We start from the raw sequence: 324 nt of genomic DNA, 5'->3' as shown, positions 1-324 counted from the left end.
TGCCTTACTGGGACAAGTCTTGTCAGGAGATGTCCGCATGGTTGTCGTTGCCCACCAAGACCGATTGGCAATATGGGGATTTGACTTGTTTCGATGGCTCTGTGAGCAAAACAGGTGCTCACTCATGGTTCTCAACCAGACAAGTCTCAGTCCAGAACCAGAAATGGTTGAGGACATCCTCGCCCTCCTCCACTGCTTTAGCTCCAGATTATACGGACGGAGTAAATACAAAACTCAGGTCAAAGAAGATCCGGATTTACCCCAGCCCAGAGCTAAATCAAGTCTGGCGCAAATGGTTGGCCGCTTGTCGGTATTGCTATAACC

At 49.4% G+C, this 324-nt stretch carries 2 pseudogenes; both read left to right on the top strand.

Features of this window, described 5'->3' with window-relative positions:
* Positions 1 to 289: pseudogene (locus P5683_RS26045) on the top strand (IS607 family transposase); the annotation flags it as partial.
* Positions 276 to 324 (top strand): annotated as a pseudogene (locus tag P5683_RS26040) (hypothetical protein); the annotation flags it as partial. The pseudogenes P5683_RS26045 and P5683_RS26040, both read left to right, overlap by 14 nt.

The organism is Limnospira sp. PMC 1279.21 (assembly GCF_032349615.1).
Classification (GTDB): Bacteria; Cyanobacteriota; Cyanobacteriia; order Cyanobacteriales; family Microcoleaceae; genus Limnospira; species Limnospira fusiformis.
Note: the sequence above shows the minus strand (reverse complement) of the source record. Positions and strands in the feature narration are given on the sequence as shown.